Raw genomic sequence first — 25581 nt, forward strand, 5'->3', positions numbered from 1 at the left:
GCACTGCGGCCCTGCCCAGCGCTGCGAGCAGTGGTCGGCACTGCGTGCGTTGGTGGCCCTGGCCGCGTTGGCCGCGTTGGCCGCGTTGGCCGCGTTGGCCGCGTTGACCCGCGCTGCCCGACGCCCGCTAGCCGCTGGGGCCCTGGCTAGCCTGCCCTGCCGACGGCCGTGGTCCGCGACCAGTCGATGGGCTCCGCGCCCTGCTGCGCCAGCAGGTCGTTGACACGGCTGAAGGGCCGGGAGCCGAAGAATCCGCGGGAGGCCGAAAGGGGACTGGGATGCGCGGACTCCACGGTCGGCGTCGCGCCGAGCAGGGGTTTCAGGCGGAGTGCGTCCTTGCCCCACAGGATGGCGACGAGCGGACCGCCCCGGGCCACGAGAGCGCGGATGGCGGCGTCGGTCACGAGCTCCCAGCCCAGGCCGCGATGCGAGGCGGGATCGCCGGCGCGGACCGTCAGCACCCGGTTGAGCAGCAGGACCCCCTGCTCCGTCCATCCGGACAGGTCACCCGTGGCGGGTGGAGCCGCCCCCGTGTCCGCGGCCAGCTCCCGGTAGATGTTCGCGAGGCTGCGGGGAAGCGGCCGGGTCGCGGGATCGACGGCGAAGCTGAGTCCGACGGCGTGCCCCACGGTCGGGTACGGGTCCTGCCCCACGATGACCACGCGCACCCTGTCCAGCGGGGTGGTGAAGGCCCGCAGGATATGCGGCGCATCCGGAAGGATCCGCAGCCCGTTGTCCAGGTCCGCCGCGAGCGATGCTGCGAGCTGGTGCAGTACCGGTTCGACGGGCTTGAGCGCGGCTGCCCAATCCTCGGGGACCAGCTCCTCGATGCCCGCGGGAGCAGCGAACGGGAAGACCGACTCGTTGGGCGAGGGCGGGGTGGAGGTCCGCGGCCTCCCGGTCTTTCGTGCCGCACCCGTCGTCGAGGAGGCAGGGAGGTCGAAGAGGGCGCCGTCGTCGGTCATGGCACTATTCTTCCGCGCCGCCGGGGCGCCGTCCGTTCGAATGACATGCCTGTAATTCCCCACTACCATTGAGTAGTAGTTGTGCCCATTGGAGGAAGGCGGTAATGGAGATGGCTGAGCCGATGCGGCAGCCTGCCGACACGCCCTCCGGACAGGACGCGAAGCTGGCCCTGGGTGACCGCGAGCAGCGCATGCTCGCGCTCGAACGCGAGTGGTGGAAGTACTCCGGTGCGAAGGAGCAGGCCATCCGGGACCTTTTCAACATGTCCGCCACGCACTACTACCAGGTGCTCAACGCGCTGATCGATACCGAGGCGGCGCTCGCGCACGATCCCATGCTCGTGAAGCGGCTGAGGCGGCTGAGGTCCACCCGCCAGAAGGCACGCTCCGCTCGCCGTCTCGGCGCGGACATCTAGAACTGTCCGCTACCCCGACGAGCGAAGGACCACCCTCACCCATGACCGAGCACCCGCGGGACGAGTTCGACAGGGTCCCGGAGGCTTCAGTGCGCCAGGGCGTCCACCGGGAGCGGGTCATCCCTGCCGGATCAAGCGGCCTCGGCCTCAAGATCACCGTGGGGGTCCTCGCGCTCCTGATCGGCCTGGGCTCCTACTTCCTCCTTCCCCGGCTGGGCCTCGCGGGAGGTGGTGGTGCCGCGGCGTCGGCCACCGGGCAGTCCACAGCCTCCGGTCCGGCCTCGGACCCGTCGTCGACGGCGAACGGCGACGCGAGCACGGATGCGACGGAGGAACCGTCCTCGGACGGCACTGCTTCGGACGAGGACGCGGACGAGGACGCGGACGAGGTGGACGATTCCGACCGAGCCCAGACGGTGAACGTCCTCAACGGCACCGGCGCCCCCGGCTTGGCCTCCGTGGCAGCCGGCCGGCTGGCATCCGCGGGGTGGACCTCGGCGCTTCCCGGGAACTGGGCCGGCGCTCCCGTGGACGCCTCCGTGGTCTTCTACAACGGCGAGGCACAGCGGGCCGGGGCCGAGGCGGTGGCTGAGGACCTGGGCATCACGAACCTCGTCGACAGCGCGGATGTCTCGCCGGATATCTCCGTCGTGCTCGGACCCGAGTTCCAGTGATCCGCAGTTCGAGGGGCGGCCGGAACAGCGTCGCGGAGTGACCGTGCGACCGGACGGCAAGGATGCTTCGACGCGCTCAATCGGCTTGCACTCACGGGGTGGGAGTGCTAATTATTGAGTTAGCACTCGCGCGCGCAGACTGCTAAGAAGCGCGTGACGGGTGAAGCAGGCAAACCTCTGTGGTGAGGGTGGAGCAGGAACGTGAAAGAGATCGTTCCGGCATCGCCCGGCCGTCGCGGGCACCACACGCAGGCAAGCATTGATGTGCTGAAATGCAACCGTCCCGAAAGGACCTAAGCCGTTATGGCCAAGATCATTTCTTTTGATGAAGAGGCCCGACGCGGCCTCGAGCGAGGCCTCAACATCCTCGCTGACGCCGTCAAGGTAACGCTCGGCCCCCGTGGTCGCAACGTCGTACTCGAGAAGAAGTGGGGCGCCCCCACCATCACGAACGACGGCGTGTCCATCGCCAAGGAGATCGAGCTCGACGACCCGTTCGAGAAGATCGGCGCAGAACTCGTCAAGGAAGTTGCCAAGAAGACGGACGACGTCGCCGGCGACGGAACCACCACCGCCACCGTGCTTGCCCAGGCACTCGTCAAGGAAGGCCTGCGCAACGTCGCAGCCGGAGCTGACCCCCTGAGCCTGAAGCGCGGCATCGAGAAGGCCGTCAAGGCCGTCACCGACGAGCTGCTCGCCTCCGCGAAGGAGATCGAGACCAAGGAGGAGATCGCGGCCACGGCCTCCATCTCCGCGGGTGACACGCAGATCGGTGACCTGATCGCCGAAGCCCTCGACAAGGTGGGCAAGGAAGGCGTCATCACCGTCGAGGAGTCGAACACCTTCGGCCTCGAGCTCGAACTCACCGAGGGCATGCGCTTCGACAAGGGCTACATCTCGGGCTACTTCGTCACCGACGCCGAGCGCCAGGAGACGGTCCTCGAGGATCCCTACATCCTGATCGTCAACTCGAAGATCAGCAACGTGAAGGACCTCGTCGCTGTCCTCGAGAAGGTCATGCAGTCCGGCAAGCCGCTGCTGATCATCGCGGAGGACATCGAAGGCGAAGCCCTCGCCACCCTCGTGGTCAACAAGATCCGCGGCACCTTCAAGTCCGTCGCCGTCAAGGCCCCGGGCTTCGGTGACCGCCGCAAGGCGCAGCTCGCGGACATCGCGATCCTCACCGGTGGCCAGGTCATCGCCGAGGAAGTCGGCCTCAAGCTCGAGACCGCCACCCTCGACCTGCTCGGCACCGCCCGCAAGGTCGTCGTGACCAAGGATGAGACCACCATCGTCGAGGGAGCCGGCGACGCCGACGCCATCGCCGGTCGCGTGGCCCAGATCCGCGCCGAGATCGAGAACTCCGACTCCGACTACGACCGCGAGAAGCTGCAGGAACGCCTGGCCAAGCTGGCCGGCGGCGTTGCAGTCATCAAGGCCGGTGCCGCTACCGAGGTCGAACTCAAGGAGCGCAAGCACCGCATCGAGGACGCAGTCCGCAACGCCAAGGCTGCCGTCGAAGAGGGAATCGTCGCCGGTGGCGGCGTCGCCCTCATCCAGGCCGGCGCCAAGGCGTTCGCCAACCTGCAGCTCGAGGGTGACGAGGCAACGGGTGCGAACATCGTCCGCGTTGCCATCGACGCACCGCTCAAGCAGATCGCCTTCAACGCCGGCCTCGAGCCGGGCGTCGTCGTCGACAAGGTCCGCGGTCTCCCCGCCGGTCACGGCCTGAACGCCGCTACCGGTGTCTACGAGGACCTGCTGGCTGCCGGCGTCAACGACCCCGTGAAGGTCACCCGTTCGGCGCTGCAGAACGCCGCGTCCATCGCGGGCCTGTTCCTCACCACCGAGGCCGTCGTGGCCGACAAGCCGGAGAAGGCAGCTCCTGCCGGCGGCGGCGACGACATGGGCGGCATGGGCGGCATGGGCGGCTTCTAGTCCCCACTGCTGGTCGCGCCACCCGCGCACAGTACGACAAGGGCGGCACTCCCGAGAGGGGGTGCCGCCCTTTCGTTGTCTGCAGCAGGACAGCCCCTCCGGGTCCGGTGGATCAGCTCAGGAACATGCGGGCGTTGCTCTGCTCCGCGTCGGCGTACTGCTGGGTGGCGACGTTGAGGGCGGCATTGATGCCGGTGAGGGATTCCTCGACCTGCTGCTGGGTGGCCCGCCACTGCAGGATCAGCTGCTGGAAATTGGTGGCCGCCTGCCCGGTCCACAGACCCTCCAGTTCACGAAGGCCGGCCTGCATGGAGTTCACCTCCGCCTGCAGCCTCGTGATGGTGCCCTGCACCTGGCTGCTCTTGGCCGCCAGGCTGTCGGTGTCAACGTTGAAGAATGCCATGCTGTGCTCCCGGGTGCTCGCGCTTCCTTGATGCATCCGACGCTAGGGCACGGTGGCGAGGGGTCAGCTGTCGTCGCGGCCCTTGTGGATAACCGGCTTCGTCGACGGTGCCTGCGGCGGGGTGATCCCGCTCGAGTACACGGGGTCGGAGCCGGGGCCCGCAGCGTCCTCGTCGGCAGCCTCGTCGTCCTGCTCGTCCGCCGGCACGTGGGGGAGCCGAATGGACAGGGTGGCCCCACCCCCGGGAGTCTCCTCCAGCCGCACGGTGCCGTCGTGCTGCGCGACGAGTGCGGCCACGATCGCGAGTCCGAGTCCCGTGCCGCCCGTCTCGCGATGGCGGGACGTGTCCGCCCGGTAGAAGCGCTCGAAGACCTTGGCGGCGTCGTCCTCGGAGATGCCCGGACCGTGGTCCCGGACCTCGAGGACGGAGTCGCTGGTGCCGTGCAGTACCGGCGCGACGCCGACGGCGATCTCGATGGGAGAGCCCTCAGGGGTGTAGCGGAGCGCGTTGGTCATCAGGTTGGCGACCACCTGGCGGAGGCGGGCCTCGTCTCCGCGTGTGGGAGCGGAGCGCGCATGTCCGCCGTCGAGGCCGATGACGGTGATGGACCGGTCCGGCGCCGTGGCACGAGCGTCGAAGGCGGCGTCGTGGCCGAGCACCATGAGGTCCAGGGGCTTCACCTCCGGGGGCCGCTGCTCATCGATCCTGGCGAGCGTGAGCAGGTCCTCGACGAGCTGGCCCATGCGGATCGCCTCGCTCTCGATCCTGCCCATCGCCGCGGCGATGTCCTCGTCCTTCTGCAGGGCCCCGTGCCGGTAGAGCTCCGAGTAGCCCCGAATGGTGACGAGCGGCGTCCTGAGTTCGTGGGAGGCGTCCGCGACGAAGCGGCGCATCTTCGTCTCGGAGGCGGTCCTGGCGGCGAACGCACGCTCGATGTGCGCGAGCATCGCATTGAGGGACCTCGACAACCGCCCGATCTCGGTGTTGGGGCGCTCGACGGCGACGCGGCGTGAGAGGTCCCCGGTGGCGATGGCGGCGGCGGTCCGCTCCACCCGGGCGAGCGGGGCGAACTGCCGCGTCACGGCGAGAAAGGCGATGATCGAGGCGAGCGCGGTCGTGACGAGGCCCGAGGTGAAGATGATCTCCGTCGACTCCTGCACCGACTCGTTGACGGTGTTCAGGCGGGAGGCGATGGCGAGGTACCCCTCGCCGTTGGCGAACGGGAAGACACGCACCCGCCAGCCCTGGCCCGACGGGGCCGTCCCCGGGACGTCGAAGCCGGAACTCTCGAGGTCCGTGATCCGGTCCGGGGTGAGGCCGTCCAGCTCCGGCACGTCCGCGGCGTCCGAGGACTGGTTCTCGGCGACGATGGAGGCGCCCCGGTCGAGGATCGCCGCGTAGTAGCGGAGGACCGTCCCGTCATCGGCGGGGACCTCGGAATAGATGGTCTCCGAGACCACTTTCGCGTTGGTGAGGATATCGGCGTCGAGCCTGTCCACGAGTCCCTGCCGCAGCAGGGACACGGTGGCCAGGCCCGTGATGCCGACGGTCACGATCATGAGGAGCATGATGATCGCGACCAGCTGCGAGCGGAGGGACGCCGCGTTCCAACGCTTGATCAAGGGACGGGCGCTACCGCTTGTCGGCGGAGCGGAGCAGGTACCCCACGCCGCGCTTCGTCTGGATCAGGGCGACGGCGTCGGAGTTCCGGTCGATCTTCCGGCGCAGGTACGAGATGTAGGACTCCACGATGGACGCATCCCCGTTGAAGTCGTATTCCCAGACGTGGTCGAGGATCTGTGCCTTCGAGAGGACGCGGTTGGGGTTCATCATGAGGTAGCGCAGGAGCTTGAACTCGGTGGGGGAGAGGTCGATCGTCTCCCCTCCGCGCCGGACCTCGTGGGCGTCGTCGTCGAGTTCGAGGTCGTCGACGCGGATCACGGCGTCGTCGTCCTCGAGCGGGTGCGTGCGCCGCAGGACCGCACGGATGCGGGCCACCACCTCGTCGAGGCTGAACGGCTTGGTGACGTAGTCGTCGCCGCCGACCGTCAGGCCGGTGACCTTGTCCTCGGTGTCGTCCCGCGCCGTCAGGAAGACGACGGGGAAATGGCGGCCGGCGGCCCGCAGGCGCCGGGTGACGGTGAATCCGTCCATGTCGGGGAGCATGACGTCGAGCACGGCGAGATCCGGGTTGTGCGTCTCGGCGGCCGCGAGGGCGTCGCGTCCGTTCGCGGCGGCGACGACGTCGAAGCCGGCGAACCGCAGCGAGGTCGAGAGGAGCTCGCGGATGTTCGGTTCGTCGTCGACGACCAGCAGTTTCGCTTCGGGGACTGTTTTCTTCACGGCACCAGTATCCGCACGTTGTCTGTGAATTGGCTGAGCCGTTCCTGCAGACTTGCTCAGGAGTCCCTGGGCTCCTTGTCGCCGATCGCGGCTGCGTCGAGGATGCGGTAGGCGTACCCCTGCTCGGCGAGGAACCGCTGGCGCTTGGCGGCGAAGTCCTGGTCGAGGGTGTCGCGCGCGACGACGGTATAGAAGCGCGCCGCCCTGCCGTCGCTCTTCGGCCGGAGGAGCCGGCCGAGGCGCTGGGCCTCTTCCTGCCGCGACCCGAAGGACCCGGAGACCTGGATCGCGACCGATGCCTCGGGGAGGTCGATCGAGAAGTTGGCGACCTTGGAGACCACGAGCACGTGGATCTCACCCGCCCGGAAGGCGTCGAAGAGCCGCTGGCGTTCCCGCACCGTCGTCTCGCCCTTGATGACGGGGGCCGCGAGCCGTGCGGCGAGGTCGTCCAGTTGGTCGATGTACTGACCGATCACGAGCAGCTGCTCGCCCCGGTGGGCAGCGACGAGCTTCTCCACCACGTCCGACTTCGTGTCCGACGTCGCGCAGAGGCGGTACTTGTCGGCGTCGTCGGCCATGGCGTACGCGACGCGCTCGTCACGGGGCAGGTCCACCCGGACCTCCACGCAGTCCGCGGGTGCGATGTAGCCCTGGGCCTCGATGTCCTTCCACGGCGCGTCGTACCGTTTCGGCCCGATGAGCGAGAACACCTCCCCCTCACGGCCGTCCTCGCGGACGAGGGTCGCCGTGAGCCCGAGCCTGCGGCGTGCCTGGAGGTCGGCGGTCATCTTGAAGATCGGTGCCGGGAGGAGATGGACCTCGTCGTACACGATCAGGCCCCAGTCGTTCGCGTCCAGCAGCTCGAGGTGCGGGTACAGCCCGCCGCGCTTCGTGGTGAGGACCTGGTAGGTGGCGATCGTCACCGGCCGCACCTCCTTCACGGCTCCCGAGTACTCCCCGATCTCGTCCTCGGTCAGCGAGGTGCGCTTGAGCAGCTCGTCCTTCCACTGCCGGGCCGACACCGTGTTGGTGACGAGGATGAGCGTCGTGGTCTGGCTCGTGGCCATGGCCGCGGCGCCCACGAGGGTCTTCCCCGCTCCGCACGGCAGGACGACGACGCCGGAGCCGCCGGACCAGAAGTTCTCGACGGCGAGCTGCTGGTACGGGCGCAGCGTCCAGCCGTCCTCGTCCAGCGCGATGGGATGCGGTGTCCCGTCGACGTAGCCCGCGAAGTCCTCGGCGGGCCATCCGAGCTTGAGCAGCAGCTGCTTCAGCTGTCCGCGCTGGGACGAGTGCACGACGACGGTCTCGCCGTCGATCCTCGGCCCGAGCAGGGGCTGGATCTTCTTGGCGTGCAGGACCTCCTCGAGCACCGGATAGTCGGAGGTCCGCAGCACGAGGCCGTGCTGTGCGTCCTTCTCGAGGCGGAGCCTGCCGTAGCGCGACATCGTGTCCTCGATGTCGATGAGGAGGGCGTGCGGCACGGGGAAGCGCGAGTACTTCAGGAGCGTGTCGAGGACCCGCTCGGCGTCCAGTCCGGCGGCCCGTGCGTTCCACAGCCCGAGCGGCGTGAGCCGGTAGCTGTGCACGTGCTCGGGGGCTCGCTCCAGCTCGGCGAACGCGGCGATCGCATGGCGCGCCTCGGTGGCCTGCTCGTGGTCCACCTCGAGCAGGATGGTCTTGTCGCTCTGGACGATCAGCGGCCCGTCAGCCATCTGCGGGGCTCCCTTCGAGGATTTCCACGTCCATGACGCGGTGCACGGACACGACTTTCTCCACCTGCTTCTCGGGATCGAACACCCGCAGGCGGCCTCCCGATACCGAGAGTGGAACAAGGACCTGGCGCACGTGATTCCCTTCGCTGTCGGCGGTGCCGAGGCGGATGCGGCTGCGCGACCGGATGGCCGCCCGCAGGGTCTCCAGGCCCAGGAGGATCTCGCTGTCGGAACCGGACGCGGAGTCGGCGGGTCCCGGCCGCGCCGAGCGCAGCACGGCGACCTGTGCCGCGATCTCCTCCTCGGCGACCGACCAGGGGTTGAGCCGCGATCGGAGCTGTTCCGGCGAGACCCGGGCGGCCGGCGCCGGCTCGGCGGGCGCCTTCGCGACGGCAGCCACGGCGTCCGCTGCCGGCGTGAACCCGAGGTCCCGCAGGAGCGCGGTCAGTTCCTGGGGGGAGGCGGCCGACACCAGGACGGTCGGTGCCACCTGCAGGATCCCGAGCGCCGCGGCACGCGGGTCCGCCAGGACGGCCGCGGGAACCGCGTCGTCGTCCGTGCGCAGGTAGCTCCCGGCGCGCCCGACCCGGAGGCTGCCGTACCGCGACGCGGTGTCCTCGACGAGGTATGTCAGGGCCTGGGGGATCTCCGTGGCGGAGGAGGTGCGCAAAAAGGCGAGGATCGACTCCGCGTCCTCGCCCGCGTCGAGCGCCGAGCGGATGGAGTCGGCGGAGAAACGGTAGGTGGTGGCCGGTCCCTGTCCTTCCGGTGTGGACATGCGCAGCAGCCCCCGTGCCACCTCGGGCTGCAGGTACCCGGGAGCGACGGCGGTGAGGTCGGCCTGCAGGACGACGTGGGACACCGGGGCCGGCAGGGCCCGGCGGATGCCGTCGGCGGCCTCCTCGAAGCGTCCCTCGGCCACGAGGCGCCCCGCGTCGGTGAGCGCACCGCTCCCCGTCAGGCCGAGCGACGCCGCCTCGGTCAGCATGCCCGGCAGCAGGCGGGCGAAGCGCCGGTGCAGCCGCGGCTGGTGCCAGGTGGCGAGCGAGATGACGGACTGCTCGGTGAGGACCGGCACAGCAGCCGGGCCGGCCACAGGCCCGCCGTCGCCCTCAGGGTCGGCACCGGAGAGGTCGGTGGCCACGGCCAGGAACCGCTGGCGCACCATCGGTGCATCAGGACGGGAGGCCTCGGCGGCGAGGGCGTTGACGGCCGTCCCGTCGGGCAGCCGGGAACCGACCAGGGCCGGTGCGCGGTCCACGGCCAGCCATCCCTCGACCAGGAGGAGCCACTGGGCCTCGCGGTCCAGCGCTTCCCAGGCGTCGAGGCGCGAGGTCTTCCAGCGCGAATCGTCGGGGTCGAGGGTCAGGAGCCCGACAGCGGCCGCGAGTTCCAGCAGCCAGGCGGCCTCGCCGTCGTCGCTGCGCAGCGCCTCGCGGACGCGTCGCAGCTCCCGCACGCCGACTCCTCCGGAGCGGAGCGTGGAGACCGGGGTGGCGGCGACAGCTCCGAGGAGGGCGGTCACCAGGCGCAGCGTCTCCGCGATCGCGCCGAAGGCGGCGTTGTCCCGCAGGCTCGCGCGCGTGGTCCGTTCCGCCCCGACGGGAGGGGTGGTCTCGAGGGTCGCGAAGACCACGTGGCCGCGGAGCGCCATGCCCACTCCCCGCGGGAGTTCGACGTGGAGGGCGTCCAGCGGTGCCAGCAGGCAGCGGTCCAGCAGCCAGCGCACGGCGGGCGAGGCTTCACCCCCGCCTCCCGTCGCCGTCGAGCCGACCGGGGCATCGCGCAGGCGGTACAGCAGCGGTTCCGCGCCCTCGGGAGCCTCGGCCAGGACGCCGCGCCATGCAGTCGGATCCGCCACCACGCCGTCGAGCACCTGCGCGGCGGACGCGCCCGTCATCGCGTCGGTGGCGGCCCCGGCGTCGACGAGGGCCACGGCATGGACCAGCGCCGGTCCATAGCGCGGGATCGATCGGGCAAGCGTGCGGAAGGGCCGCCCGAGACCTGCGGGGTAGGGCCCCAGCGCATCGGCCAGCGCTCCGACCGGCAGGAAGCCCTCCTCCGCGGAACCGACGACGAGGGCCCTCTGCCCGAGGTCGGCGAGGATCGCATCGAGGGCTTCGGCCTCCGCCGTCGTGAAGGCTGACGCCAGGCGCGCCCGGGTCACGGCAGCGCCGTCGTCCTCGCTGAGGACCACGATCGCCTCGAGGACCTGAAGCTGGGGTCGCGACACGTTGTCGAGGGCGCGCTGCAGGCTGACCCGGGTGGACGCCCTTGCCGCGAGCGCGGCGAAGTCAGGCACCGGGGGGAGGATGAGGTCGGGCCGGACGGCAAGCAGGCTCCGCAGTTCGTCATCGCTCCGGAGGGCCAGCTGTTCGGCCAGTGCTCGGATCGCGGACATCCCTTCAAGGTTACCCGGCGGCTCCGACAGGGCGGAGACTCCCTGCTCCGTCAGGATCCTGCCGGTGAAGCCCAGCTACTGCCGACGACGCCGGGTTGCCGCCGGTTTGCCGCCGGCGAAGCCTAGATGCCGCCGCAGCCGAGATGCTGCCGGCGAAGTCGGGTTCCTGCCGACGGAGCCACGGGAACGGTCAGGACCTCCGGCGGGAGATGGCCGACGAGACGACGGCCGCGGCCATCAGCAGGAAGGCGATCGGCAGGCAGAAGTAGGTGGCGAGCACGAAGCCGGGCCACACCGACCCCTGGAGGAAAGCGGTGAGAAGGATCGCGGCGAGCGACACCAGGCCGATCGCGGCGAACACGACCGCGAGGACCATCAGCGCGCGGCGCAGGCGGGAGGACTGCCCGGACCCACCGCCGGTGCCCTGCTGGAGGTGCTCGGAGGAGGGGCGCGGTGCCGGTTCGTTCGGGATCATAGCCGTCCCAGACTACAAGAACCACGGCAGGGGGGCCGCCGGAAAAGCTATATCCTAGGAGACACAGACTTCCCCGGCGGTGGCAGTGCGCCTGGGCACCAGGCGGTGTCCCCGCACCCGGGACCGGAACCGCAGGCGCATCCCGCCCGGTACAGCTAAGAAGAGGTAACGACGTGCCCATCGGCAAAGTGAAGTGGTTCGACGCGGACAAGGGATTCGGATTCCTTGCCACGGATGACGGCAAGGAGGTGTTCCTGCACGCCTCCGCGCTCCCCGCGGGCGTGAGCGAGGTCAAGGTGGGCACCAAACTGGAGTTCGGTGTGGCGGACGGCCGCCGCGGACCCTCCGCCCTGTCGGCGCGCATCCTCGAGCAGGCACCGTCCGTGGTCAAGGCGACCAGGAAGAGTGCGGATGACATGGCCGTCATCACGGAAGACCTCATCAAACTCCTCGACGGCGTGTCCAACGGACTCCGCAAGGGGCGCTACCCCGAGAAGTCCCACGCTTCGAAGGTCGCCGCCGTCCTGAGGGCGGTTGCCGACGACCTCGACGCGTAGGCTTTCCACCATGACCTCGAGCAACCTGGAGACCGCCGGCGGCGCCGCTCCGACTGACGCCGGATCCGCACCCGCTGACGCCACCCCCACGGAGGCGCCGCGGAAAGTGTCGCGCCGCATCCCGAAGTCCGACGCCGTGCTCGAAGCGGCCGTGGACCGGGCTCGCCGCGGAGTGCTCGAGGTCGCTCCCGAAGCGCAGGTGGGCCGTCACGTGTCCGCCACGATCGAAGGCGAGCGCCTCGTCACGCACCGGTTCGAGGCCTTTGTGCCCGGCTACGGCGGCTGGCAGTGGTACGCGAGCGTCGCCCGCGTCGCCCGCAGCAAGGACGTGACGGTCTGCGAGGTGGGACTGCTGCCCTCCGCGGCTTCCCTGCTGGCGCCCGAGTGGCTGCCGTGGTCGGAGCGGGTCCGCCCCGAGGACTCGGAGCCGGACGAGACGCCATCGGACGAGACGCCGTCGGACGAGACGCCGTCGGACTCGGAGCCGGACGAGACGCCGTCGGACGAAGCGCCGTCGGATAAGGCGTCGTCGGACGAGGTTCCTGCCGATCTCGGCCAGGACCAGGACAAGGACCAGGCGCCGGACGGCGCATCCGCCGTCGTGGAGAAAGCCGGACCGGACGCCGGGTCTCCCGAGGAAGCAGGCGACAGCGACGTCGACCCGCTGGAGGGTGCCGCAGGGACCTCCGCGGACCGCACCGATGACGTGACGAGCCGCGACGCCGAAGGACAGCCCGACGCCGGGTGATGCAGCAGTGGCGCCGGAACCGAAGAGGAGGGGTTTGAGCACCTTCCGATCGCTCGGGATCCACAATTACAGGCTCTGGTTCATCGGAGCACTGATCTCCAACATCGGTACCTGGATGCAGCGCACTGCCCAGGACTGGCTCGTCTACGACATCCTCACACCGCAGAACGCGTCCGCCCTGGGGATCGTGATGGCGCTCCAGCTCGGGCCGCAGCTCGTCATCGCCCCCTGGGCCGGCCTGATCGCGGATACGGTCGACCGACGACGCCTCCTCGCCACCACGCAGGTCGCCATGGCCCTGCTCGGAGTGGGCCTCGGCCTGATGGTCCTCCTCGATGCCGCCGTGCTGTGGCACGTCTATGCCTTCGCCCTGGCGCTCGGGATCGTGTCGGCCTTCGACGCTCCGGCCCGCCAGGCGTTCGTCTCCGAGTTGGTGCGCGACGACTACCTCCCCAATGCCGTCGCACTGAACAGCGCCTCGTTCAACGGGGCCCGCCTGGTGGGGCCCGCCATCGCCGGGCTGCTCACGGCCGGCGTGGGCCCGGGATGGGTGTTCCTCATCAATGCGCTGACCTTCGGCGCGATGGTCTACGTGCTGCTCGCCATGCGCAGTTCGGAACTGAACACGCAGCCGCGGTCCGCCCCGGGGAAGGGCCGGATCCGGGAGGGGTTCCGCTACGTACGGCAGCGGCCGGACCTTCTGATGGTCCTGCTCGCGATCTTCATCGTCGGCACCTTCGGGCTCAACTTCGCCGTCTTCATCGCCGCCATGGCGCGCACGGAGTTCGGCCAGGACGCAGGCGTCTTCGGCGTCCTGTCCTCGGTGATGGCCGTCGGCTCGGTCGCCGGCGCCCTGCTGTCCGCACGGCGGGAACGGCCCCGCCTGCGCTTCGTCTTCGGTGCTGCGGCGGCGTTCGGGGTCGCCTGCCTGCTGGCCGCCCTGGCACCCAGCCTGGAGCTCTTCGGGCTGGCCCTGGTCCCGGTCGGCCTGTTCGCGCTGACGCTGATGACCAGCGCCAACGCCTATGTGCAGACGACCACCGACCCGGTGATGCGTGGCCGTGTCATGGCCCTCTACTTCGCCATCTTCCTCGGCGGGACTCCGCTGGGGGCGCCCGTCGTGGGCTGGGTCTCCGACGCCTTCGGTCCGAGGTGGAGCCTCGGGGTGGCCGCCGCCTCGGGGCTCATCGCCGCCGCGGCGGGCATCTTCTGGGCGTGGCGCTACCACGACGTGCGGCTGCGCTACGACCGTTCCGCTCCTCGCCGCCTCCGGCTGGACCACGAGGCCGGCGCGACGGAGGAACCCTCCTAGAGGAGGTTGTCGACCACGTGGTCGATGCAGGCGAGGAGCGCCGAGACGTCCTCGGGCTCGATGGCCACGAAGGTGGCGATACGCAGCTGGTTGCGGCCGAGCTTGCGGTACGGCTCGACGTCGACGACGCCGTTCGCGCGCAGGATCGCGGCGATGCGTGCCGCGTCCACCGCGTCGTCGAAGTCCACCGTCACGATCACGTTGGAGCGGTCCTCGGTACGGGCCACGTAGGGGCTCGCCACCGGCGAGGCCTCCGCCCACGAGTAGATGCGCCCGGCGGAGTCCGCGGTCCGGGCCGCGGCGAACGGCAGGCCGCCCTGGGCGTTCAGCCATTCGACCTGCGCGTCGAGCGTGACCAGGGTGGACAGCGACGGGGTGTTGTACGTCTGGTTCAGGCGGGAGTTGTCGATCGCCGTCTGGAGGTTGAGGAAGTCCGGGATCCACCGGTCACCGGCGTTGATCCGCGCGGCACGCTCCAGCGCGGCGGGGGAGAAGAGCCCGAGCCACAGGCCGCCGTCGGAGGCGAAGTTCTTCTGCGGAGCGAAGTAGTAGACGTCGGCCTGCGACACGTCGACGTCGAGGCCGCCGGCCGCGGACGTAGCGTCGACGAGGACCAGGGCGCCGTCGTCTGCCCCCTCGACCCTCCGCACAGGAGCCGCGACCCCCGTCGAGGTCTCGTTCTGCGGCCAGGCGTAGGTGTCGACGCCGGCCTCCGCGACGGGGTCGGGGCGGGTGCCGGGCTCGGCGGTGATGATGCTCGATGCGCCGAGGAACGGCGCCTTGTCGGTCGCGGAGGCGAACTTCGAACCGAATTCGCCGAAGGAGAGGTGCTGCGCCTTCCGGTCGACGAGCCCGAACGCCGCCACGTCCCAGAACGCGGTCGACCCGCCGACGCCGAGGACCACCTCGTACCCTTCGGGGGCGCCGAAGAAGGTGCTGAGCCCCTCACGCACGCGGCCCACCAGGTTGCGGACGGGAGCCTGGCGGTGGGAGGTCCCCAGCAGCGACGGCCCGGCGGACACCAGTGCGTCGATCTGCCCGCTCCGGACCTTGGACGGACCCGCGCCGAAACGTCCGTCCGCGGGCAGCAGGTGGTCGGGGATGCGGGGCAGGTCGTTCATGGTCGCTCCAGCTGTGTCGGCGGCGGGTATCGCCCTCATTCTGCCCCAGCGGAGGTCGGCCCTCCATTTGTGAACGCCGGAGCGGGGACGCCTCCTGCACCGGCCGGCGGCGGCGTCGGAGCTGATTGCCGGGCGCGTCGCGCCATGGGTTAACCTTGGGAGGCGTGGGGCGGAGCTGGCTGTGCCGGCCGTGGCACCCCCACCGGCGTGAGGCATTCCAGCCGCGCGACCTCACCGCACCAAGGAGCTGAACCGCATGACGGACCTCATCGACACCACCGAGATGTACCTGCGGACCATCCTTGAGCTCGAGGAAGAGAACATCGTCGCCCTCCGTGCCCGCATCGCCGAGCGGCTTCGCCACTCGGGGCCGACCGTGTCCCAGACCATCGGTCGCATGGAACGCGACGGACTCGTTGTCGTCTCCGGCGACCGGCACCTCGAGCTGACCGAACTGGGTCGACGCAGGGCCACCGGGGTCATGAGGAAGCACCGCCTCGCGGAGCGGCTCCTGAGCGACGTCATCGGGCTCGACTGGGCCTACGTCCACGACGAGGCCTGCCGCTGGGAGCACGTCATGAGTGAGCGCGTGGAGCGCCGGCTCTACGAGCTCCTCGGAAAGCCCTCCGAATCCCCGTACGGCAACCCGATCCCGGGACTCGAGGCCATCGGCGGCGTCCAGTCCGAGCTGTTCACCGACGGCGTCGTCACGCTGCTCTCCGCGATGGGCACGTACTCGCCGGAGAAGCAGGTCACGCTCGTGCGGCTGGCGGAGCCGATCCAGGTGGATCCGGAACTCCTCACGCAGCTCGACGAGGGCGGCCTGCGCCCCGGAGCGCAGCTGAACCTCGAGTCCGTCGGAGGGTACGTCTCCGTGCGCGTGCCCGGCGTCGAGGGTGCGCTGGAGCTACCCCCCGAGGTGGCGTCCCACGTGTTCGTCTCCGTCGCGGCGTGAGTGCCGTCACCAATAACACACCATTCTGTGATCAGAATGTGACATAACCGGCGTTTGTGTTGTACGGTTCATTTCGTGCCAAATTCGCTCTAGATCCGGCACCCTCCTGCAAATCGCCTAGCTCTGCCATTGCTCGAGGTCCGTCCGCACCATCGCATGGCAGAGGCGGGGGAACCAAGTTTCGGGTTTCTTTCGAGAAATCCTTGGGGTGAAGTCGCTGTTACCGCAGCGGCCGGGTGACTCCCATCCGAATCCGACAGCTCACCTCGCAGGCATTGGGAGAGGTAATCCAACGTGTCCACCAGCTCTTCGCTGGGCCGCCACCGCGCGCCCCAGAACGCCAACCCGCTGACCGCTCTTTCCGCCGCAGTAGCGTCGAACGCAGGATCGGTCGGCCGCCAGGCCGCCGTCATCGCCGCCGCTTCCGGCCTCGTACTGACCAGCGGAGTTGCAGCCAACGCCGCCGATCTCCAGCCGCAGCGCGACGTCGCATCCTCCAGCATCACCGTCACCTCGGCCCGTCAGGCCGTCGTCGCGTCGTCCAAGACCGTCGTGTCCTTCAACAGGACCGCGGTGAAGGTCCACGCCAAGCCGGTCGTCGCCAAGAAGGCTCCGGCCGTCAAGGCACCCGCCGCCCCGGCTCCGGTCGTCGAGGCTCCCGCAGCTCCGGCCCCCGCCGCCCCGGCTCCCGTCGTCGAGGCACCCGCCGCTCCGGCTGCTCCGGCTCCCGTCGTGAAGGCACCCGCTGCTCCGGCTCCCGCCGCCCAGACCGTCGCTGCCGTCCAGGCCGTCGCCGCTCCCGCGCCGGCTCCCGTAGCCGCCCCGGCTCCCGCAGCTGCCCCGGCACCTGCTCCTGCACCTGCTCCCGCCCCGGCACCTGCTCCCAAGCCTGCAGCCTCCTCTGGTGTCGCCGCGACCATCGCCGCCGCTGCCAAGGGCCAGCTCGGCGTCATGCAGGACTGCACGCGCCTCGTCAGCAACTCCCTCGCCGCTGCCGGCATCAACTTCCACGGCTGGCCGGCAGGGTACCTGTCCCTGGGCCGCACCGTGAGCGCCGGCGAGGCCATCCCGGGCGACCTCATCTACTACGCCGACGGCGGCATGGGCGCAGCCCACATCGCGGTCTACATCGGTGGCGGCCAGGCCGTCCACGGTGGATTCAACGGCAACACCACGGTGATCGCACCGGCCGAGCTCGGCTCGGGTGGCGTGTACATCCGCGTCGGCGGCTGATCACCGCACGAACGATACGCAAGGGAACCGGCACACTGTGCCGGTTCCCTTGCGTTTAAGCGGTCGCGGGAGCGGCAAGGGCCGCACGTCAACCCCCTCCGGAGTTCGCGGCAGGCAGGTACCCTTGCAGTGTCAATCCGAAGCTCTTCTCCCGTACCCCGGGATGGCAACCGGTGCGGGGAACAGGTCAGCAATGAGGCCAACGCATGCGCACTCTTGTTCTGAATGCTGGGTATGAACCACTTGCGGTCATCACGTTCCGCCGGGCACTGGTGCTCGTGCTCACGGGGAAGGCGAGCGTCATCGCGGAGGACGGCGACCCGGTCGTCGGTCCCACCGAGATACTCGGCAGACCTTCGGTGATCCTGCTCAACCGCTACGTGAAGATCCCGTACCGCCACGACCTGACAGCCACGCGACGGGGGGTGCTGCGTCGCGACAACCACCTGTGTGCCTACTGCGGCAAGACCGCCTCGACCATCGACCACGTCCTGCCGCGGTCCAGGGGCGGAGGGGACACCTGGGAGAACCTCGTGGCCTGCTGCCTGAAGTGCAACAACGCCAAGGGGGACAAGACCCTCGGCAGCCTCGGCTGGAAGCTGCGCATCGTGCCGATGCCTCCGCGGGGACCGCAGTGGCAGATCCGCGAGCTCGAGAAGCCGGCGCCGCAATGGAACGAGTTCCTCAGCGAGACCGCTGCGTGACCCTCGGCGTACCGAGGTTCGACGCCGTCGTCCTCGCGGGTGGCAGGTCCTCCCGGCTCGGCGGCGTGCCGAAGGCCGGACTGGTCCTGGAGGGCGCGACCCTGCTCCAGCGCACCTGCGCAGCCCTCGCCGGCGCAGAACGCCTGACGGTCGTGGGACCGGAGCCCGGCGACGCCGGACGGCTCCCCCCTGCAGCGGTGTTCGTGCGGGAGGAACCCGCTTTCGCGGGACCGGCAGCGGCGGTCGTCGCCGGATTCCGGGCTGGACCAGGAAGCAGGGCGCCGTGGTGCGCCGTCGTCGCCTGCGACATGCCCCGCGTCGCCGTCCTCGTCGAGGTGCTGCTCCGCGAGGCTGCCGCAGGGGCGCCGGCCTCCCTGGTCGCGGTCGATGACGGGCGTGAACAGCCGCTGGCCGCGCTGTACCGGAGCGACGACCTCGCAGCCGCCATCGACGCCGTCCTCGCGCACGGACCCGCCGACAACCTGTCCATGCGCAGCCTCCTTGCTAGTGTGAAGACAAGACCAGTCCCGGTTCCGCCGGGCACAACGCACGACGTCGACACCTGGAACGATGCCCGAGCGCTCGGAGTCGACGTCCCCTAGCAACGCCCGGAGGGCCCATGGACGATCGGAACAAGCTGCTGCACGACTGGACCGAGCAACTGCTCGCCGCCTTCGAGATCGACGGGACCGACGTGGACATCGACGCCGTCCTGGGCCTGGCGGGGAAGGCGGCGCACGGCGTCGTCCGTCCTGCGGCCCCCCTGACCACCTTCGTCGTCGGCTACGCGGCAGGCCTCGCCGTCGGCAGCGGACAGGCCGACGAGCAACTGGCGATGCGGTCGGCGATGGCCGTGGCCGACGCGCTCTGCGCCCGGGCCGCGGCGGAAGGGAGCCCCGAATGAGCGAGAACATCGGTGCCCGCGACGTCGACTGGAGGACAGCCCGCGCACTGGCGCACGGAGCCGGGCGCCCGCTGCCGTTCCAGACGGTGAACCTTGCGGATGCCCTCGGCCAGACGCTCGCCGAGCCGGTCCACGCCCTGCAGGCCATTCCGCACTATGCGTCGTCGGCGATGGACGGCTGGGCGGTCAACGGGGAGCCCCCGTGGAAGCTCGTGAGCCACGCGGAGGACCATGGCCGGGGCAGGCCCGCACCCCACGCCGACTCGGGCGGGGTCTCGCTCGCCCCCGGCGAGGCGACGTTCATCCTCACGGGAGGCGTGGTTCCCCGGAATACCCTTGGCATCCTCCGCACGGAGCACGGATCGATCCGCGGGGACCTGCTGGACCGGAACGAGGCCGCCCGGCCCGGGGAGCCGTCGCTGCACGAGCACGTCCGGCCGGCGGGGGAGGAAGCCGAGGAAGGCTCCATGGCTATTCCTGCCGGCGTCGTCCTCAATCCGGCGCAGATCGCGCTGGCCGCGGTGTGCGGCCACGACACGCTCGCTGTCCTGCGGGCACCGCGCGTGTCCCTGCTCATGACCGGCGACGAGGTCATCGATCACGGCCTGCCGCATCCCGGCCAGGTCCGTGACACCTTCGGGCCGCAGCTCCCGGGCTTCGTCGCGATGCTCGGCGGCCACGTCGACGTCGCCAGCCGGGCGAAGGACGACCTCGACGACGTCGTGGCGGCGATCAGCGCGGAGCCGACCGACGAGTCCTCGCTGGCACGGGCATCGGGTGACGTCCTGATCACGACCGGCGGGACGGGGAGTTCCTCGGCCGACCATATCCGCCGCGCGCTCACCGAACTCGGGGCCGAGCTCCTCATCGACGGTATCGCCATGCGGCCGGGACACCCGACCCTCCTCGCGCGGTTGCCCGACGGCCGCTTCCTGGTGGGACTCCCCGGTAACCCGCTCGCGGCCATGATGGCGATGCTCACCGTCACCGCACCGCTGCTCGCCGGCCTGCGGGGAACCGCCCTCGAGGAACCCGCCGCCATCACCAGTGCCGACGCTTTCGAGCCCCTGCAGGGCAGGAGCCGGCTGGTGCCCTACCGGCTCGAGTCCGGGCGGGCCGTCCCCAGCACCCACCAGCGTTCGGGCATGCTGCGCGGGCTGGCCGGGGCCGACGGCGTGATGGTCGTTCCTGCAGAAGGCTGCGAGCCGGGTGACGACGTCCCGTCGCTCCCGCTGCCCTGGGTCGGCTGACCCGGGCGGCGATGCCGCGGACAGGGGCGCCGGCGCTCCCTTTGCCGGAGGGATTCCTCCGGCGCCCGCCGGTCCCGCGCTGTCCACCTCCTCGTGCGGGGAACGACAGTGCCGGGAGGTGGCTGGAGTCAACTAACCTCGTCCTAGGGCCGAGGGTAAGGAGTGCCGGATGAACCGGGTTACACAGCGACGCCGTATTACGAAATTCCGCATCGGAGCGCAGACCGGGCGTCGGGAGGATGTCCTGGCGGGCGAGGAACCGCTGGAGATCCGGCTCGGCGGCAGCGCCTTCACCGTCACGATGCGGACGCCCGGCGACGATTTCGATCTGGTGGCGGGATTCCTCGTCTCCGAGGGCGTCGTCTGGGAACCGGGCCAGTTGCCGAGCCTGCGCTACTGCGCCGGCGTCGACGAGAACGGGCAGCAGACCTTCAACGTGGTGGAGGCCCAGCTCCGGCCCGGCACCGTCCTGCCGGAGACGGCGATGGAGCGCCACGTCTATACGTCGAGCTCGTGCGGTATCTGCGGGACGGCCTCGATCGACGCGGTCCGGAAGTCCTCGCGCTTCGACCTGCGCACCGACACCTCTTCCGTGGACCTTGGCGTGCTCGCGTCCCTGCCCGACCGGCTGCGCGAGAGCCAGAAGCTCTTCGACCGCACGGGAGGAGTCCACGCCGCGGGCCTCTTCACCGCCGAGGGGGAGCTGCTCTGCCTCCGGGAGGACGTCGGGCGCCACAACGCCGTGGACAAGGTGGTGGGCTGGGCGCTGCGCGAAGGCCTGCTCCCCCTCAGGGGAACGGTGCTGCAGGTCTCCGGCAGGGCGTCCTTCGAGCTGGTGCAGAAGGCGCAGCTCGCCGGAATCCCCGTGCTCGCCGCCGTCAGCGCCCCGTCGTCACTGGCTGCGGATCTCGCGGACGACGCAGGGCTCACACTCGTGGGCTTCAGCCGCGGGACGTCCCTGAACTGCTACTCGCACCCGGACCGCATCGCGGCCTGACCGCCCGCTAGAACGGGTTGAGCAGGCGCTGGACGAAGCGGCGGGTCCGTTCCTCGCGTGGATTGCGCAGCACCTGGTCGGGGTGGCCGCGCTCGACGACGACGCCGCCGTCCATGAAGACCACCTGGTCGGCGACCTCGCGGGCGAAGGCGAGTTCATGGGTGACGATCACCATGGTCCACTTCTCCTCGGCGAGCTCCTTGATGACGGTGAGGACCTCGCCGACCAGTTCCGGATCGAGGGCCGACGTCGGCTCGTCGAAGAGGAGGAGGTCGGGCTGCAGCGCGAGTGCGCGGACGATCCCGACGCGCTGCTGCTGCCCGCCCGAGAGGTTGAACGGGTAGTCGTCCCGCTTCTCCGCCAGCCCGACACGGGCCAGGAGCCGCTCGGCGTCCGCGACGGACTCCTTCCGGGGCCGCTTCTGCACCTGCACCGGACCCTCGATGATGTTCTCGAGGACGGTTCTGTGGGGGAACAGGTTGTAGTTCTGGAAGACCATGGCGCTGCGGTCGCGCAGGGACAGGGCCTCCTTCTTCGTCACCTTGGCGCCGAAGTCCACCGAGGGGCCGCCGCGGAAGGCGACCGTCCCGCCGTCGGGCGTCTCCAGTCCGTTGAGGCACCGCAGCACGGTGGTCTTGCCGGACCCCGACGGACCCACGAGCGCGACGACCTGGCCGCTGTCGATGTTCAGGTCGATGGACTTCAGCACCTGGTTGTCACCGAAGGACTTCTGCAGTGCCGTGGCGGCCAGCAGGGGACCAGAGGTGGCGGGAGGATGCAGCGGATCAGTGGGCGACATAGCGGTCCAACCTCTTCTCGAGTGCGGACTGGCCGCTGGACAGGACAAGGCAGAACACCCAGTAGATCGCGGCGGCCTCGACGTAGAGCAGCATGAACTGCTGCGAGAACGCGGCGATCTGCTGTGCCTCGCGGAACAGCTCCGTGACCAGGATCAGCGACGCCAGGGAGGTGTCCTTGACGAGGCTGATGAAGGTGTTGGACAGCGGGGGCACCGAGACGCGTGCCGCCTGGGGGAGGATGACGCGGCGCAGGGTCAGGGTGCGGGACATCCCGATGGTGTGCCCGGCCTCCCACTGGCCCTTCGGGACGGACAGGATGGCGGCACGCAGGATCTCAGCCGCATACCCTGCCACGTTGAGGGAGAAGGCGATGATCGCGCTGGGCCACGGATCGATGGTCAGTCCGACGGACGGCAGGCCGTAGAAGATCACGAACAGCTGCACGAGCAGCGGGGTCCCGCGGATCACCGATACGTAGAACCGTGCGATGCCCGCGAGGACCGGCTGCCCGCTGATGCGCATCAGCGCGACGACGAGGGCCAGTGCGAGGCCGAGCACGAACGACGTGATCGACAGCGGGATCGTGCCGACCAAGCCGCCGTGGAGCATGGGCCAGAAGGATGTGCGCAGCAGCTCCCAGTCCATCACTCAGCTCCTCCGGCCGGCACGCCCTCCCGCGTTCCGGGGCGCGGTCCGTCCCCCAGCGGCCGCATCACTCGCTGACGTCGGAGCCGAAGTACTTCTCGGAGATCTCTGCGAGAGTACCGTCCGCGCGCAGCTCACCGAGGGCGCTGTTGATGGCGTCCACGAGCTCCGTGCTGCCCTTGGTGACGGCGACGGCGCTCTCGGAGGTCTCGTCGGTGGTGGCCGCGATCTTGATGCCCTCGTTGTTGTTCGTCTTCTGGTAGTCGAGGTACGTCAGTTCGTCATTGATCGTCGCGTCCACGCGGCCCTGCTCGAGGAGGGTGATGGACTGCGCCCAGCCCTCGACCGGTTCGACGTTCGCGCCCGCTTCCTGCGCGAGCTCGTACCAGTTGCTGGTCAGCGACTGGGCCGTGGTCTTGCCGTCGAGGTCCTCGAAGGAGGAGATGTCGTTGTTGTCCGCGGCCGTGACGATCACGCCCGAGCTGACGGTGTACGGGTCGGAGAAGTCGTAGGTCTGCTTGCGCTCGTCGGTGATGGACACCTGGTTGGCGATGACGTCGAATCGGCCCGCTTCCAGGCCCGCGAAGATGGCGTCCCACTGCGTCTCCTGGAACTCGGCCTCGACGCCCATCTTCTCCGCGACGGCGGTGATCACCTCGACGTCGTACCCGGTGAGCTCTCCGCTGCCTTCCTCGTGATAGCTGAAGGGCTTGTAGGTACCCTCCGTGCCCACGGTCAGGACGCCGGAGTCCTGGATCTCCTGCAGAGCCGTCGACGCACCGGACTCCGTGGCCCCGGAGGAGCTACCCTCGTTCGCAGGGGTCGAGGCCCCGCAGCCGGCGAGCGCGAGGGTCAGGGCGGCAGCGGCACCTAGGATGGACAGGCGGTTCGTCATGGTACTTCCTTCGGTTTGGGACGGACGGGCGCGCCGGGTGGGGGAAATAGAAGGGGCCGCCAACGGCTTGGACCCTAGGTACATCCACTCCACCCGGCCGGGACCGGAGTAGAACACTACTGGGGTGAACACCGGGGCATGCACTAATTGTTCCGAAGTATTGCGGTGCGGGTCCACACACCGGGGATCCGAGCCGGGACTGGCACGGGAGGAATCGCTATGAGCATGGAAGGCGCGGCCTGGAGCTCGCTGTACAAGATATCGACGGCGAAGAACGGCACGCACGGGTTCTCCCGCGAATCCGTCCGGAGGATCCTCACGTTCGCCGTGCCCTACCGGGCGAAGCTGGTGCTCTTCATCCTGCTGTCCGTGGTGGGCGCGTTCCTCGCGGTGGCGACGCCGGTGCTCGCCGGCCAGGTCGTGGACGTGATCGTGGCCCGCGGTGAGGTCCGCACGGTGGTGTGGCTCGCCGTCGTCATCGCGCTGGTGGCCGTGGCCGACGCCGCGGTGTCCCTCGTGACGCGGTGGTACTCGGCGCGCATCGGCGAGGGCGTCATCCTCGACCTGCGCACCGCCGTCTTCAACCACGTCCAGAAGATGCCCATCGCCTTCTTCACGCGTACCCGTACGGGCGCCCTGGTGAGCCGCCTCAACAACGACGTGATCGGCGCCCAGCAGGCGTTCAGCGGCACGCTCTCCGGCGTCGTCACCAACACCGTGGCCCTCGTCCTCACCCTGGCCGTCATGCTGAGCACCTCGTGGCTGGTGACGGTGCTCGCCGTCGTCATGCTGCCCATCTTCCTGGTGCCGGCCCGCCGGATGGGGAGCCGCCTCGCCGCCCTCCGCCGCGAGGCCGCCGACCACAACTCGGCGATGAGCACGCAGATGACCGAGCGGTTCTCCGCCCCGGGTGCCACCCTGGTGAAGCTCTTCGGCCGGCCCGACGAGGAAGCCGAGGAGTTCCGGGTCCGCGCCGCACGCGTGCGCGACATCGGCGTCCGCACGGCCATGCTGCAGTTCGTGTTCTTCACGGCCCTGATGCTCGTCTCCGCGCTGGCGCTCGCCCTGGTGTACGGGCTGGGCGGTTTCCTGGCCCTCGGCGGACAGCTCGACACCGGCGAGGTCGTCACGCTCGCGCTCCTCCTCACGCGCCTCTACGCGCCCCTCACGAGCCTGGCCAACGCGCGCGTGGAGATCATGAGCGCGATCGTCAGCTTCGAGCGGGTCTTCGAGATCCTGGACCTCGAACCGCTCATCCAGGAGAAGCCAGGCGCCGTCGCCGTCCCGGCCGGCCCGGTCTCGGTCGAGTTCGACGACGTCCGCTTCGCCTACCCGTCCGCTGACAAGGTCTCGCTCGCCTCGCTCGAGGAGGTCTCCACCTTGGATACGCGCGGCGGTGAGGAGGTGCTCCACGGGGTGTCCTTCCGGATCGAGCCCGGGCAGACGGTGGCCCTGGTGGGCACCTCGGGTGCGGGAAAGTCGACCATCGCCCAGCTCCTCGCGCGCCTGTACGACGTCGACAGCGGGGCTGTGCGGCTCTCCGGCACCGACGTCCGGGACCTGACCTTCGCCTCCATGCGGCACACGCTCGGCATGGTGACCCAGGACGGCCACCTGTTCCACGAGACGATCCTCTCGAACCTCCGGCTCGCCCGACCGGACGCCACCGACGACGAGGTGTGGGACGCCGTCCGGCGCGCCCGGCTGGACCCCCTCGTCCGGTCGCTGCCGGACCAGCTCGACACGATGGTGGGCGAACGTGGCTACCGCCTCTCGGGCGGCGAACGCCAGCGCATGACCATCGCGCGCCTCCTCCTCGCCCAGCCGCGCGTCGTCATCCTCGACGAGGCGACGGCGGCACTGGACTCGACGTCGGAAGCGGCCGTGCAGGCGGCGCTCAGCGAGGCGCTCGAGGGGCGCACCGCGATGGTCATCGCCCACCGCCTCTCAACCATCCGCAGTGCGGACGTGATCCTCGTGGTCGAGGGCGGAACCATCGTCGAACGGGGCTCGCACGACGAGTTGCTGGCCCTCGGCGGGCGGTACGAGGAACTGCACCGCACGCAGTTCGCCGTGCAGAAGAACGTGGCGATGGACGAGGAGCCCGAGGCCCTCAGCGGCGTCTAGGA

At 69.9% G+C, this 25581-nt stretch carries 25 protein-coding genes and 1 riboswitch; of the genes, 14 read left to right on the top strand and 11 right to left on the bottom strand.

Going from position 1 to position 25581, the window contains the following annotated elements; genetic code table 11:
• Window positions 1-146: 146 nt before the first annotated feature.
• Entirely contained in the window at window positions 147-965 is an 819-nt protein-coding gene (locus P5G52_RS14830) for a uracil-DNA glycosylase (protein ID WP_301228922.1), read from the bottom strand.
• 110 nt (window positions 966-1075) lie between these two features.
• Between P5G52_RS14830 and P5G52_RS14835 the strand changes: the two genes are divergently transcribed.
• The 3 genes from P5G52_RS14835 (at window position 1076) to groL (ending at window position 3993) form a co-directional block, all read left to right on the top strand.
• Window positions 1076-1381 carry a DUF3263 domain-containing protein gene (locus P5G52_RS14835; protein ID WP_087075625.1) on the top strand — a complete coding sequence of 102 codons (306 nt, stop codon included), beginning with the start codon at window positions 1076-1078 and terminating at the stop codon, window positions 1379-1381.
• 41 nt (window positions 1382-1422) lie between these two features.
• Window positions 1423-2055 (top strand): LytR C-terminal domain-containing protein, encoded by a 633-nt coding sequence (locus P5G52_RS14840; RefSeq protein ID WP_301228924.1) that lies wholly within the window; start codon window positions 1423-1425, stop codon window positions 2053-2055.
• Window positions 2056-2358: 303 nt separating this feature from the next.
• Window positions 2359-3993, top strand: coding sequence for a chaperonin GroEL (gene groL / locus P5G52_RS14845; protein ID WP_301228926.1), 1635 nt, complete (start codon window positions 2359-2361; stop codon window positions 3991-3993).
• A 112-nt stretch (window positions 3994-4105) separates the two neighbouring features.
• On the opposite strand, the gene P5G52_RS14850 is transcribed toward groL, so the two are convergent.
• The 6 genes from P5G52_RS14850 to P5G52_RS14875 all read right to left on the bottom strand — a co-directional run bounded on the left by P5G52_RS14850 (window position 4106) and on the right by P5G52_RS14875 (window position 11331).
• Entirely contained in the window at window positions 4106-4396 is a 291-nt protein-coding gene (locus P5G52_RS14850; RefSeq protein ID WP_087075488.1) for a WXG100 family type VII secretion target, read from the bottom strand.
• A gap of 63 nt (window positions 4397-4459) precedes the next feature.
• The gene (locus P5G52_RS14855; RefSeq protein ID WP_301228930.1) at window positions 4460-6019 is read right to left on the bottom strand and encodes a sensor histidine kinase; all 1560 of its coding nucleotides are present in this window, start codon (window positions 6017-6019) and stop codon (window positions 4460-4462) included.
• A 10-nt stretch (window positions 6020-6029) separates the two neighbouring features.
• On the bottom strand, window positions 6030-6740 hold the full coding sequence (locus tag P5G52_RS14860) for a response regulator transcription factor (protein WP_301228932.1): 711 nt from the start codon (window positions 6738-6740) through the stop codon (window positions 6030-6032).
• 56 nt (window positions 6741-6796) lie between these two features.
• A complete protein-coding gene (locus tag P5G52_RS14865; RefSeq protein WP_301228933.1) occupies window positions 6797-8455 on the bottom strand; it encodes a DNA repair helicase XPB in 1659 nt (552 codons plus the stop codon).
• Window positions 8448-10856, bottom strand: a complete 2409-nt coding sequence (locus P5G52_RS14870) for a helicase-associated domain-containing protein (RefSeq protein WP_301228935.1) — start codon at window positions 10854-10856, stop codon at window positions 8448-8450. Before P5G52_RS14870 ends, P5G52_RS14865 begins: the two co-directional genes overlap by 8 nt.
• Window positions 10857-11046: 190 nt before the next feature.
• Window positions 11047-11331 (bottom strand): hypothetical protein, encoded by a 285-nt coding sequence (locus P5G52_RS14875; RefSeq protein ID WP_301228937.1) that lies wholly within the window; start codon window positions 11329-11331, stop codon window positions 11047-11049.
• A gap of 173 nt (window positions 11332-11504) precedes the next feature.
• Between P5G52_RS14875 and P5G52_RS14880 the strand changes: the two genes are divergently transcribed.
• The 3 genes from P5G52_RS14880 to P5G52_RS14890 are packed head-to-tail and all read left to right on the top strand — an operon-like array spanning window position 11505 to window position 13948.
• Window positions 11505-11888: a cold-shock protein gene (locus P5G52_RS14880; RefSeq protein ID WP_087075479.1), complete on the top strand. Its 384-nt coding sequence runs from the start codon at window positions 11505-11507 to the stop codon at window positions 11886-11888.
• 10 nt (window positions 11889-11898) lie between these two features.
• Complete coding sequence (locus P5G52_RS14885) at window positions 11899-12636, top strand: DUF3027 domain-containing protein (RefSeq protein ID WP_301228939.1); 738 nt, start codon at window positions 11899-11901, stop codon at window positions 12634-12636.
• A 34-nt stretch (window positions 12637-12670) separates the two neighbouring features.
• Window positions 12671-13948: an MFS transporter gene (locus P5G52_RS14890; protein ID WP_301228941.1), complete on the top strand. Its 1278-nt coding sequence runs from the start codon at window positions 12671-12673 to the stop codon at window positions 13946-13948.
• Here P5G52_RS14890 and serC read toward each other — a convergent pair.
• A complete protein-coding gene (gene serC / locus P5G52_RS14895; RefSeq protein WP_301228943.1) occupies window positions 13945-15069 on the bottom strand; it encodes a phosphoserine transaminase in 1125 nt (374 codons plus the stop codon). The two genes, P5G52_RS14890 and serC, sit on opposite strands and share 4 nt — an antisense overlap.
• Window positions 15070-15325: 256 nt before the next feature.
• Here serC and P5G52_RS14900 point away from each other — a divergent pair, with 256 nt between their 5' ends.
• From P5G52_RS14900 to fdhD, 7 genes are all read left to right on the top strand, one after another.
• Entirely contained in the window at window positions 15326-16024 is a 699-nt protein-coding gene (locus P5G52_RS14900) for an iron-dependent transcriptional repressor DtxR (RefSeq protein ID WP_087075470.1), read from the top strand.
• A gap of 120 nt (window positions 16025-16144) precedes the next feature.
• Window positions 16145-16313: riboswitch (cyclic di-AMP (ydaO/yuaA leader) on the top strand.
• Between the two features lie 5 nt (window positions 16314-16318).
• Window positions 16319-17257: an NlpC/P60 family protein gene (locus tag P5G52_RS14905; protein WP_301228945.1), complete on the top strand. Its 939-nt coding sequence runs from the start codon at window positions 16319-16321 to the stop codon at window positions 17255-17257.
• A 206-nt stretch (window positions 17258-17463) separates the two neighbouring features.
• Window positions 17464-17961 carry an HNH endonuclease gene (locus tag P5G52_RS14910; RefSeq protein WP_301228947.1) on the top strand — a complete coding sequence of 166 codons (498 nt, stop codon included), beginning with the start codon at window positions 17464-17466 and terminating at the stop codon, window positions 17959-17961.
• On the top strand, window positions 17958-18563 hold the full coding sequence (gene mobA / locus P5G52_RS14915; protein WP_301228949.1) for a molybdenum cofactor guanylyltransferase: 606 nt from the start codon (window positions 17958-17960) through the stop codon (window positions 18561-18563). The genes P5G52_RS14910 and mobA overlap by 4 nt, the downstream gene beginning before the upstream one ends.
• Before the next feature lie 17 nt (window positions 18564-18580).
• Window positions 18581-18865, top strand: a complete 285-nt coding sequence (locus P5G52_RS14920; protein WP_301228951.1) for a DUF6457 domain-containing protein — start codon at window positions 18581-18583, stop codon at window positions 18863-18865.
• Window positions 18862-20115 carry a molybdopterin molybdotransferase MoeA gene (locus P5G52_RS14925; protein WP_301228953.1) on the top strand — a complete coding sequence of 418 codons (1254 nt, stop codon included), beginning with the start codon at window positions 18862-18864 and terminating at the stop codon, window positions 20113-20115. The genes P5G52_RS14920 and P5G52_RS14925 overlap by 4 nt, the downstream gene beginning before the upstream one ends.
• Window positions 20116-20284: 169 nt before the next feature.
• Window positions 20285-21112 carry a formate dehydrogenase accessory sulfurtransferase FdhD gene (fdhD, locus tag P5G52_RS14930; protein ID WP_301228954.1) on the top strand — a complete coding sequence of 276 codons (828 nt, stop codon included), beginning with the start codon at window positions 20285-20287 and terminating at the stop codon, window positions 21110-21112.
• Window positions 21113-21119: 7 nt separating this feature from the next.
• Here the strand turns inward: fdhD and P5G52_RS14935 are convergent, their stop codons facing one another.
• From P5G52_RS14935 to P5G52_RS14945, 3 genes are all read right to left on the bottom strand, one after another.
• The gene (locus P5G52_RS14935) at window positions 21120-21911 is read right to left on the bottom strand and encodes an amino acid ABC transporter ATP-binding protein (RefSeq protein ID WP_301228956.1); all 792 of its coding nucleotides are present in this window, start codon (window positions 21909-21911) and stop codon (window positions 21120-21122) included.
• Window positions 21898-22557: an amino acid ABC transporter permease gene (locus P5G52_RS14940; protein WP_301228959.1), complete on the bottom strand. Its 660-nt coding sequence runs from the start codon at window positions 22555-22557 to the stop codon at window positions 21898-21900. The genes P5G52_RS14935 and P5G52_RS14940 overlap by 14 nt, the downstream gene beginning before the upstream one ends.
• A gap of 67 nt (window positions 22558-22624) precedes the next feature.
• Window positions 22625-23452 (bottom strand): amino acid ABC transporter substrate-binding protein, encoded by an 828-nt coding sequence (locus P5G52_RS14945; protein WP_301228961.1) that lies wholly within the window; start codon window positions 23450-23452, stop codon window positions 22625-22627.
• 219 nt (window positions 23453-23671) lie between these two features.
• Between P5G52_RS14945 and P5G52_RS14950 the strand changes: the two genes are divergently transcribed.
• The gene (locus P5G52_RS14950; protein WP_301228963.1) at window positions 23672-25579 is read left to right on the top strand and encodes an ABC transporter ATP-binding protein; all 1908 of its coding nucleotides are present in this window, start codon (window positions 23672-23674) and stop codon (window positions 25577-25579) included.
• Window positions 25580-25581: the final 2 nt, after the last annotated feature.

The sequence above is a fragment of the Arthrobacter burdickii genome (genome assembly GCF_030433645.1).
Classification (GTDB): domain Bacteria; phylum Actinomycetota; class Actinomycetes; order Actinomycetales; family Micrococcaceae; genus Arthrobacter_D; species Arthrobacter_D burdickii.

Bases quoted from the DNA above. Each gene is read 5' to 3' on its own strand.
- P5G52_RS14830 (WP_301228922.1), bottom strand. From the start codon at position 965: ATGACCGACGACGGCGCCCTCTTCGACCTCCCTGCCTCCTCGACGACG.
- P5G52_RS14835 (WP_087075625.1), top strand. From the start codon at position 1,076: ATGGCTGAGCCGATGCGGCAGCCTGCCGACACGCCCTCCGGACAGGAC.
- P5G52_RS14840 (WP_301228924.1), top strand. From the start codon at position 1,423: ATGACCGAGCACCCGCGGGACGAGTTCGACAGGGTCCCGGAGGCTTCA.
- groL (WP_301228926.1), top strand. From the start codon at position 2,359: ATGGCCAAGATCATTTCTTTTGATGAAGAGGCCCGACGCGGCCTCGAG.
- P5G52_RS14850 (WP_087075488.1), bottom strand. From the start codon at position 4,396: ATGGCATTCTTCAACGTTGACACCGACAGCCTGGCGGCCAAGAGCAGC.
- P5G52_RS14865 (WP_301228933.1), bottom strand. From the start codon at position 8,455: ATGGCTGACGGGCCGCTGATCGTCCAGAGCGACAAGACCATCCTGCTC.
- P5G52_RS14870 (WP_301228935.1), bottom strand. From the start codon at position 10,856: ATGTCCGCGATCCGAGCACTGGCCGAACAGCTGGCCCTCCGGAGCGAT.
- P5G52_RS14875 (WP_301228937.1), bottom strand. From the start codon at position 11,331: ATGATCCCGAACGAACCGGCACCGCGCCCCTCCTCCGAGCACCTCCAG.
- P5G52_RS14885 (WP_301228939.1), top strand. From the start codon at position 11,899: ATGACCTCGAGCAACCTGGAGACCGCCGGCGGCGCCGCTCCGACTGAC.
- serC (WP_301228943.1), bottom strand. From the start codon at position 15,069: ATGAACGACCTGCCCCGCATCCCCGACCACCTGCTGCCCGCGGACGGA.
- P5G52_RS14900 (WP_087075470.1), top strand. From the start codon at position 15,326: ATGACGGACCTCATCGACACCACCGAGATGTACCTGCGGACCATCCTT.
- P5G52_RS14910 (WP_301228947.1), top strand. From the start codon at position 17,464: ATGCGCACTCTTGTTCTGAATGCTGGGTATGAACCACTTGCGGTCATC.
- P5G52_RS14920 (WP_301228951.1), top strand. From the start codon at position 18,581: ATGGACGATCGGAACAAGCTGCTGCACGACTGGACCGAGCAACTGCTC.
- P5G52_RS14925 (WP_301228953.1), top strand. From the start codon at position 18,862: ATGAGCGAGAACATCGGTGCCCGCGACGTCGACTGGAGGACAGCCCGC.
- fdhD (WP_301228954.1), top strand. From the start codon at position 20,285: ATGAACCGGGTTACACAGCGACGCCGTATTACGAAATTCCGCATCGGA.
- P5G52_RS14935 (WP_301228956.1), bottom strand. From the start codon at position 21,911: ATGTCGCCCACTGATCCGCTGCATCCTCCCGCCACCTCTGGTCCCCTG.
- P5G52_RS14940 (WP_301228959.1), bottom strand. From the start codon at position 22,557: ATGGACTGGGAGCTGCTGCGCACATCCTTCTGGCCCATGCTCCACGGC.
- P5G52_RS14945 (WP_301228961.1), bottom strand. From the start codon at position 23,452: ATGACGAACCGCCTGTCCATCCTAGGTGCCGCTGCCGCCCTGACCCTC.
- P5G52_RS14950 (WP_301228963.1), top strand. From the start codon at position 23,672: ATGAGCATGGAAGGCGCGGCCTGGAGCTCGCTGTACAAGATATCGACG.